Raw genomic sequence first — 7,190 nt, 5'->3', positions numbered from 1 at the left:
CACCCAGCCCACCCCGGACACCAGCACCGCCGAGCTCGCGCACGAGGAGAAGGCCGCCCTCGCCTCGGAGCTGTTCGCTCCGGGCGTGGGCGCCCAGGCCGGCCCGCCGACCACCCCGGCGCCCGGCACCGGCAGCGCCGGCGACACGCCCCCCGGGGCGCACTCGCACGGTGGCCCGGCGCCGACCGGCTCGCCCGCCGAGCGCTTCACCTCTCCCGACCCGGACGCGTTCCCGCGGCCCACGGGCCGGGAGGAGGAGTGGCGGTTCACCCCGCTCCGCCGGGTGCGGACGCTGCTGGACGGCGCCCCGTCCACGACCCGCCTGCAGTGGGACACCGACCTGCCCGAGGGTGTCGAGCTGACCTCCGTGCCCGCCGGGGACCCGCTGCTGGAGGGGCTGCCCGAGCCGGTCGACCGGCTCGCCGCGCTCACCCGGCGCAACAGCGACGGCGCCGACGTGCTGCGGATCGCCAAGGAGGCCGTGCTCGACCGCCCGGCCAGCCTGCGGCTGTCCGGCACCGGCAGCGAGGACGTCGTCTGGGGCCAGCTGGTCGTCGAGGTCGGGCAGTTCGCCCAGGCCACCGTCGTGCTGGACCACAGTGGGCTCGCCAAGTACTCCGGTGGCGTGGCCTTCCTGCTCGGCGACGGCGCGCAGCTCACCGTCGTCTCGGTGCAGGAGTGGGCGCCGGGCACCGTGCACGGCGGTCAGTACGACGCCGTCGTCGGCCGGGACGCCACCCTCAAGCAGGTCGTGGTCACCCTGGGCGGTGACCTCGTCCGGCTGGTCAGCAACGTGCAGTACGCCGGCCCCGGCGGCTCGGTGGACCTCTTCGGGCTGTACTTCGCCGACGAGACCCAGCACCAGGAGCACCGGCTCTGGGTGGACCACAACACGCCCAACTGCCGCAGCAACGTCGTCTACAAGGGCGCGCTGCAGGGCGAGAACGCCCGCACCGTCTGGATCGGGGACGTCCGGATCCGGCCCGCGGCCACCGGCACCGACACCTACGAGCTCAACCGCAACCTGGTGCTCACCGACGGCGCCCGCGCCGACTCGGTCCCCAACCTGGAGATCGAGACCGGCGAGATCGTCGGCGCCGGGCACGCCAGCGCCACCGGCCGGTTCGACGACGAGCAGCTGTTCTACCTGTGCTCCCGCGGCATCGACGCCGAGACCGCCCGCCGGCTGGTCGTGCGCGGCTTCTTCGCCGACGTCGTCCAGCACATCGGCATCCCCGCTCTCCAGGACCGGCTGATGACCACCATCGAGGCCCGCCTCGGTGCACTGCCGGACCTCGAGGAGCAGCCGGTCGAGGTGGCCTGACCGATGGCCTTCGAGCGGGTGTGCGCCCGGTCCGAGGTGCCCGAGGACGGGTCGCTGCGGATCGAGCTGCCCGACGTCGACGTCGCGGTCGTCGACTTCGACGGTGAGCTCTACGCCCTCGAGGACCGTTGCTCGCACGCCGACATCCCGCTGACCGACGGCGAGGTCGAGGAGTTCGACGGCGCGCCCACCATCGAGTGCGCGCTGCACGGCTCCTGCTTCGACCTGCGCACCGGCCAGCCCACGAACCTCCCGGCCACCGAGCCGGTCCCCGTCTACCCGGTCCGGGTGGAGGGTGACGACGTCCTCGTCGACGTCGACGCCCCCATCGCCGCGGCCACCCACTGAGGAGCACCCCGTGACCAGCCCCACCACCGCACCCACCGCCACCGGCACCACCGCCGGCAGCGTGCTGGAGATCCGCGACCTGCACGTCACCGTCGGCGAGGGGGACGACGTCAAGGAGATCCTCCGCGGCGTCGACCTGACCGTCCGTGGCGGCGAGACCCACGCGATCATGGGCCCCAACGGGTCGGGCAAGTCGACCCTGGCCTACTCGATCGCCGGGCACCCCAAGTACACGATCACCGGCGGCACCGTCACCCTGGACGGCGAGGACGTCCTCGCGATGACCGTCGACGAGCGCGCCCGGGCCGGGCTGTTCCTGGCCATGCAGTACCCGGTCGAGGTCCCCGGCGTCTCGGTGTCGAACTTCCTGCGCACCGCGGCCACCGCGGTGACCGGCACGGCGCCGAAGCTGCGCAGCTGGGTCAAGGACGTGCGCACCGAGATGGAGGCGCTGGAGATGGACTCCGCCTTCGCCGAGCGCAACGTCAACGAGGGCTTCTCCGGCGGTGAGAAGAAGCGCCACGAGATCCTGCAGATGCGCCTGCTCAAGCCGAAGGTCGCGATCCTCGACGAGACCGACTCCGGTCTGGACGTCGACGCGTTGCGGATCGTCTCCGAGGGTGTCAACCGGGCCAAGGCCGACAGCCCGGTGGGCGTCCTGCTGATCACGCACTACACGCGGATCCTCCGCTACATCAAGCCCGACTACGTGCACGTCTTCGTGGCCGGCCGGGTCGTCGAGGAGGGTGGCCCCGAGCTCGCCGAGAAGCTGGAGAACGAGGGCTACGCCGCCTACGTCAAGGACTCGAACGAGCAGGCTGCCCTGGAGGCCAACCCGTCATGACCCAGACCGTCTCGCGTCCCGCTGGGGCGCACCAGGTGCCGCTCCCGTTGGACGTCGAGGCTGTCCGGGCGGACTTCCCGATCCTCACCCGCACGGTCCGTGACGGGAAGCGGCTGGTCTACCTCGACTCGGGGGCGACCTCCCAGAAGCCGCGCAGCGTGCTGGACGCCGAGCGCTGGTTCTACGAGAACATCAACGCTGCTCCGCACCGCGGCGCCCACCAGCTCGCCGAGGAGGCGACCGGCGCCTACGAGGCGGCCCGGGCCACCATCGCCGGGTTCATCGGTGCCGCGGTCGACGAGGTCGTCTTCACCCGGAACAGCACCGAGGCGATCAACCTGGTCGCCTACGCGCTGTCCAATGCCGCGACGGCGAAGGAGCCGGAGTTCCGCCGGTACGCCGTCGGTCAGGGTGACGAGATCGTGGTCACCGAGATGGAGCACCACGCCAACCTCATCCCGTGGCAGCAGCTGTGCGAGCGCACCGGGGCGACCCTGCGCTGGCTCGGGCTGACCGATGACGGTCGGCTGGACCTGTCGGACCTGGCGACCGTGGTCAACGAGCGCACCAAGCTGGTCGCGGTCACCCAGCAGTCGAACATCCTGGGCACCATCAACCCGCTGGGCGACATCGTCGCCCGGGCGCACGAGGTCGGCGCGCTGGTGCTGGTCGACGGCGCGCAGTCGGTGCCGCACCAGCCGGTCGACGTCGCGGCGCTGGGCGCGGACTTCCTGGTCTTCTCCGGGCACAAGATGCTCGGCCCCACCGGGGTCGGCGTGCTGTGGGGCCGGTACGAGGTGCTGGACGCGCTGCCGCCGTTCCTGACCGGTGGCTCGATGATCGAGGTCGTCCGGATGGAGGGCAGCACCTTCGCCGCCCCGCCGCAGCGCTTCGAGGCCGGCGTGCCGATGACCGCGCAGGTGATCGGGCTCGGTGCCGCGGTGGAGTACCTGCAGGCTCTCGGCATGGACAAGGTCCTCGCCCATGAGGAGGCGCTGACCGCGTACGCGCTCGAGCAGCTGCAGTCCGTCCCCGGCGTCACCGTGATCGGGCCGCCGGACACCGTGGCCCGGGGTGGGGCGATCAGCTTCACCGTCGAGGGCATCCACCCGCACGACGTCGGCCAGGTCCTCGACGACCTGGGCATCGCCGTCCGGGTCGGGCACCACTGCGCCTGGCCGGTCGTCCGCCGCTACGGCGTGCCCGCCACCACCCGGGCCACGTTCTACGTGCACACCGGCTACGACGACATCGACGCGCTGGTCGAGGGCGTCCGGGAAGCTCAGCGCTTCTTCGGTGTTGCACCCACCGAGGTGAAGTGACGATGCAGCTGCAGTCGATGTACCAGGACATCATCCTGGACCACTACCGCAACCCCCACGGCCGCGGACTCCGCGATCCGTTCGAGGCCGAGGTGCACCACGTCAACCCGACGTGCGGCGACGAGGTGACCCTCCGGGTGCACCTGGAGGGCGACACGATCGCCGACGTCTCCTACGAGGGCATGGGCTGCTCGATCAGCCAGGCGTCGGTCTCGGCGATGTACGACCTGGTCATCGGCAAGGACGTGACCACCGCGCTGGGCACCGGCGAGCAGTTCATGCGGCTGATGCAGAGCAAGGGCGACGCTGCCGTGGCCGAGGAGCTCGAGGACGACCTGGAAGACGCCGTCGCGTTCGCAGGCGTCTCCAAGTACCCGGCCCGGGTCAAGTGCGCACTGATGAGCTGGATGGCGCTGAAGGACGCGAGCGCACGCGCGCTCGCCTCCAGTGGAGGGACGAACTGACATGAGCGAGACCACCGAGCCGACCCCGGCCGAGGGCATCTACGGCGGCAAGTCCGCGCTGCTCGAGGACGTGGAGGAGGCCATGCGCGACGTCGTCGACCCCGAGCTGGGCGTCAACGTCGTCGACCTGGGCCTGGTCTACGGCCTCGACGTCGACACCGAGGCCAACGTCGCGATCATCGACATGACGCTGACCTCGGCGGCCTGCCCGCTGACCGACGTCATCGAGGACCAGGCCCGCCAGGCCCTGACCGGCGGCCCCGGCCCCGGTCTGGTCGACGACATCCGGATCAACTGGGTCTGGATGCCGCCGTGGGGCCCGGACAAGATCACCGACGACGGCCGTGAGCAGCTCCGCGCGTTGGGCTTCCGCGTCTGAGGCAGCTGCTCGATCGGCTGGCTGCGGGGGAGGTCCCCCCGGCCGACGCGACCGTGACGACCGTGCCCGCACCCTCCGGGGTGCGGGCACTCGTCGTCGGGGGCACGGCGTGGCACGTCGTCGCGGCCGACGTCGACCCGGCGTGGGTCGCCGCAGAGGTGGCGCGCGACCCGATCGAGGTCCCGCTCGGGGCGCGGTTCCTGGCTGCGCTCGCCGACCGGGTCGGCACGGAACCGGGCGTCCTCGACGCGCTGCTGGTCGCGCCGCCCGCCCCGCTGCGCGCCGGGATCGAGCTGGTCGCGGCGCTGCCGGGGGAGCACCCCCGGGTGCAGCGGTCGCTGCGGCACCGCACCGACGTCCGGGTGTGGACCACCCCGGACGCCGGTGGGCTGCTCACCCTCGGCCGGGGCGTGTGCGGCCGGTGGGAGGTCGGCGTGGAGGTCGAGCCGTCCGCGCGCGGACGAGGGCTGGGCACCGCCCTCGCGGTGGCCGCCCCGGGGCTGGTGCCCGGCGGGGCGCCGCTGTGGGCCCAGGTCGCGCCGGCCAACACGGCGTCCCTGCGGTCCTTCCTGGCCGCCGGCTGGCGCCCCGTCGCCGCCGAGGTCCTCTTCACCCCTGACCCCGGGGGCCATGTCGGCCACCATGGCCCCCGGGGTCAGCGCATGTCGGCGAGGGAGGCGACCGCCTCGCGGGCCTGGCGGCGACGGCTCTCGTAGCTCGCGCCGGCCCCCAGCAGCAGCACGCCGGCGACGGCGACCGCGACCGACCCGGCCGCCGGCAGCACCGCGGCCAGCCGGCCGACGGCGACGACGACGAGGCTGGTCGCGCCCACCAGGAACGGTGCCCGCACTCCCTCGCTGGCGGCCGTGAGGCCGGTGGCCGTGATGGTGGTGAGCGTGGCAGTGACGACCACGAGCAGCACCCGCAGCAGGTCGGGCTGCACCAGGCTCAGCACCACCGACGGGCCGAACGCCGCGACGAGGGCCGGCCCCCAGGACGACCACGAGTCCCCGGTGCGCAGCCGGCGGCCCGCGTACAGCAGCAGCACCGCGGCCAGCGGGAGCGTGTACGCCTCCGGGACGCGTACCCCGGCGTCCCCGATGGCGAGCCAGGCGGCGCCGACGAGCGCTGCGCAGCCACCGGCGCGCGCCGGGGCACGTGAGGTGCGGTCGGCGTAGCCGACCAGGGCGGCGCCCAGCACGGCGAGCGCGACCGAGGCGGCAGCCGCGTCCCCGGTGCGCCCGACGTGGGCCACGGCGACCACGCCCACCACCACGGCGGAGACGGCCAGCGGCACCTCCGCCCGGGAGTGGCGTTCCAGGGTGGCCGCGGCCAGCGCGACCACCGCCAGCGTCAGGAGCAGCGGTCCGGTCCAGCCGGGGGCCAGCGACCCGTCGGCCTCGGCCAACAGCGCGGACCCGGCCAGGCAGCCGACCGTGACGGGCAGCGCGCCGGGACGGTCCACCGGCTGCCGGGCGGCGACCAGCACCGCCGGCGCCGCGGCAGTGAGCAACAGCAGGGCCAGCGCCGTCCCGTGGCCCTCGGCCAGCAGCTGGACGACGGACGCCCCGGTGGCCGTGGCGGCGACCGCGAGGCCGGCCGGGCGCACCAGCGACCGGGGGTGCGGCGAGGCGAACTGGCCGACCAGCGCGGCGGTGGCCAGCCCGAGGTAGCCCGCCGCCGGCCCGCCCGCCGGCCCGAGCGCCTGCAGCACCCCGGCGACCGCGGCGCCGGTGACCGCACCCGCCAGCACGGGCACCGCCGGGCGCGGGCCGAGCAGTCGCCGCAGCGACGGCCGGCGGCGCAGCGCCAGCAGCGCGCCCGCCGCGGCGACGAGCAGCAGCCCGACGAGGGCGGCGGCGGACCCGGAGGGCGTGGTCCACACCAGGTGGAGGCCCTGCACGACGCCGGTGACCCACCACGGCGCCGCGGTGACCAGTGCGGTCCCCGCCACCGGCCGCCGGGCGCGCACCGCGACCAGCAGGCCGGCGACCGCCGTGCCGAGCACGGCCGCGACCTGGGCCGGTGCAGCCGGCTCCCCGCCGGTGAGCGCGGTGAGCACCGCGAACTGGGCGGTCAGCCACGCGGCGACCGGCCAGGTGACGGTGCTCCGCGCGACCCGCCCCAGCAGCCACCAGAGGCCGGCGAGCAGGCCCAGCACCAGCACGCCACGATCCGTCGAGGTGGCACGGTCGCCGAGCACCGACAGCGACACGGCCGCGATGGCCAGGGTCTCCTCCGAGGCACGCAGGCCGCGCCGCGCACTGCGCACGGACGCCGCCGCGGCGGCCAGCGCGAGGACGGTGGAGACCAGTCGACCGGTCAGGCTGAGAGAGGCAGCCCCGGCGACCACGACCGCGACCGCCCCGGCGGCCAGCAGCACCTGCTGCGGTGTCACCCGGCGCAGGCCCTCGTCGGCCGGCGGGGCGGGCGGGGGCGGCAGGGCGCGGCCCAGCGGAGGCGGGTAGTGCACCTCGGGCTCCTGCGGCACCCCGATCACCTCCCCGCC

The 7,190-nt window shown here is 74.4% G+C and carries 8 protein-coding genes; 7 read left to right on the top strand and 1 reads right to left on the bottom strand.

The annotated features are described in order from the left end of the window. The 7 genes from sufD to FHL79_RS19790 form a co-directional block, all read left to right on the top strand. A partial coding sequence (gene sufD / locus FHL79_RS19820; RefSeq protein WP_179966107.1) for a Fe-S cluster assembly protein SufD occupies positions 1-1,324 on the top strand: 1,324 nt, incomplete at its 5' end. Between the two features lie 3 nt (positions 1,325-1,327). Beyond that, the gene (locus FHL79_RS19815) at positions 1,328-1,672 is read left to right on the top strand and encodes a non-heme iron oxygenase ferredoxin subunit (protein ID WP_026844241.1); all 345 of its coding nucleotides are present in this window, start codon (positions 1,328-1,330) and stop codon (positions 1,670-1,672) included. Positions 1,673-1,682: 10 nt separating this feature from the next. Next, positions 1,683-2,516, top strand: coding sequence for a Fe-S cluster assembly ATPase SufC (gene sufC, locus FHL79_RS19810; RefSeq protein ID WP_138760292.1), 834 nt, complete (start codon positions 1,683-1,685; stop codon positions 2,514-2,516). Then, positions 2,513-3,838: a cysteine desulfurase gene (locus tag FHL79_RS19805; protein WP_138760291.1), complete on the top strand. Its 1,326-nt coding sequence runs from the start codon at positions 2,513-2,515 to the stop codon at positions 3,836-3,838. Before sufC ends, FHL79_RS19805 begins: the two co-directional genes overlap by 4 nt. A gap of 2 nt (positions 3,839-3,840) precedes the next feature. After that, positions 3,841-4,302, top strand: coding sequence for a Fe-S cluster assembly sulfur transfer protein SufU (sufU, locus tag FHL79_RS19800; RefSeq protein WP_138760290.1), 462 nt, complete (start codon positions 3,841-3,843; stop codon positions 4,300-4,302). A gap of 1 nt (position 4,303) precedes the next feature. Then, positions 4,304-4,681 (top strand): metal-sulfur cluster assembly factor, encoded by a 378-nt coding sequence (locus tag FHL79_RS19795; RefSeq protein ID WP_138760289.1) that lies wholly within the window; start codon positions 4,304-4,306, stop codon positions 4,679-4,681. A gap of 62 nt (positions 4,682-4,743) precedes the next feature. After that, positions 4,744-5,397 (top strand): GNAT family N-acetyltransferase, encoded by a 654-nt coding sequence (locus tag FHL79_RS19790; RefSeq protein ID WP_179966106.1) that lies wholly within the window; start codon positions 4,744-4,746, stop codon positions 5,395-5,397. On the opposite strand, the gene FHL79_RS19785 is transcribed toward FHL79_RS19790, so the two are convergent. Further along, on the bottom strand, positions 5,337-7,172 hold the full coding sequence (locus FHL79_RS19785; RefSeq protein WP_138760288.1) for an SCO7613 C-terminal domain-containing membrane protein: 1,836 nt from the start codon (positions 7,170-7,172) through the stop codon (positions 5,337-5,339). The genes FHL79_RS19790 and FHL79_RS19785 overlap by 61 nt on opposite strands. Positions 7,173-7,190 lie beyond the last annotated feature (18 nt).

Origin of the sequence: Modestobacter altitudinis (assembly GCF_005930475.1) — a bacterium.
GTDB lineage: Bacteria > Actinomycetota > Actinomycetes > Mycobacteriales > Geodermatophilaceae > Modestobacter > Modestobacter altitudinis.
Note: the sequence above shows the minus strand (reverse complement) of the source record. Positions and strands in the feature narration are given on the sequence as shown.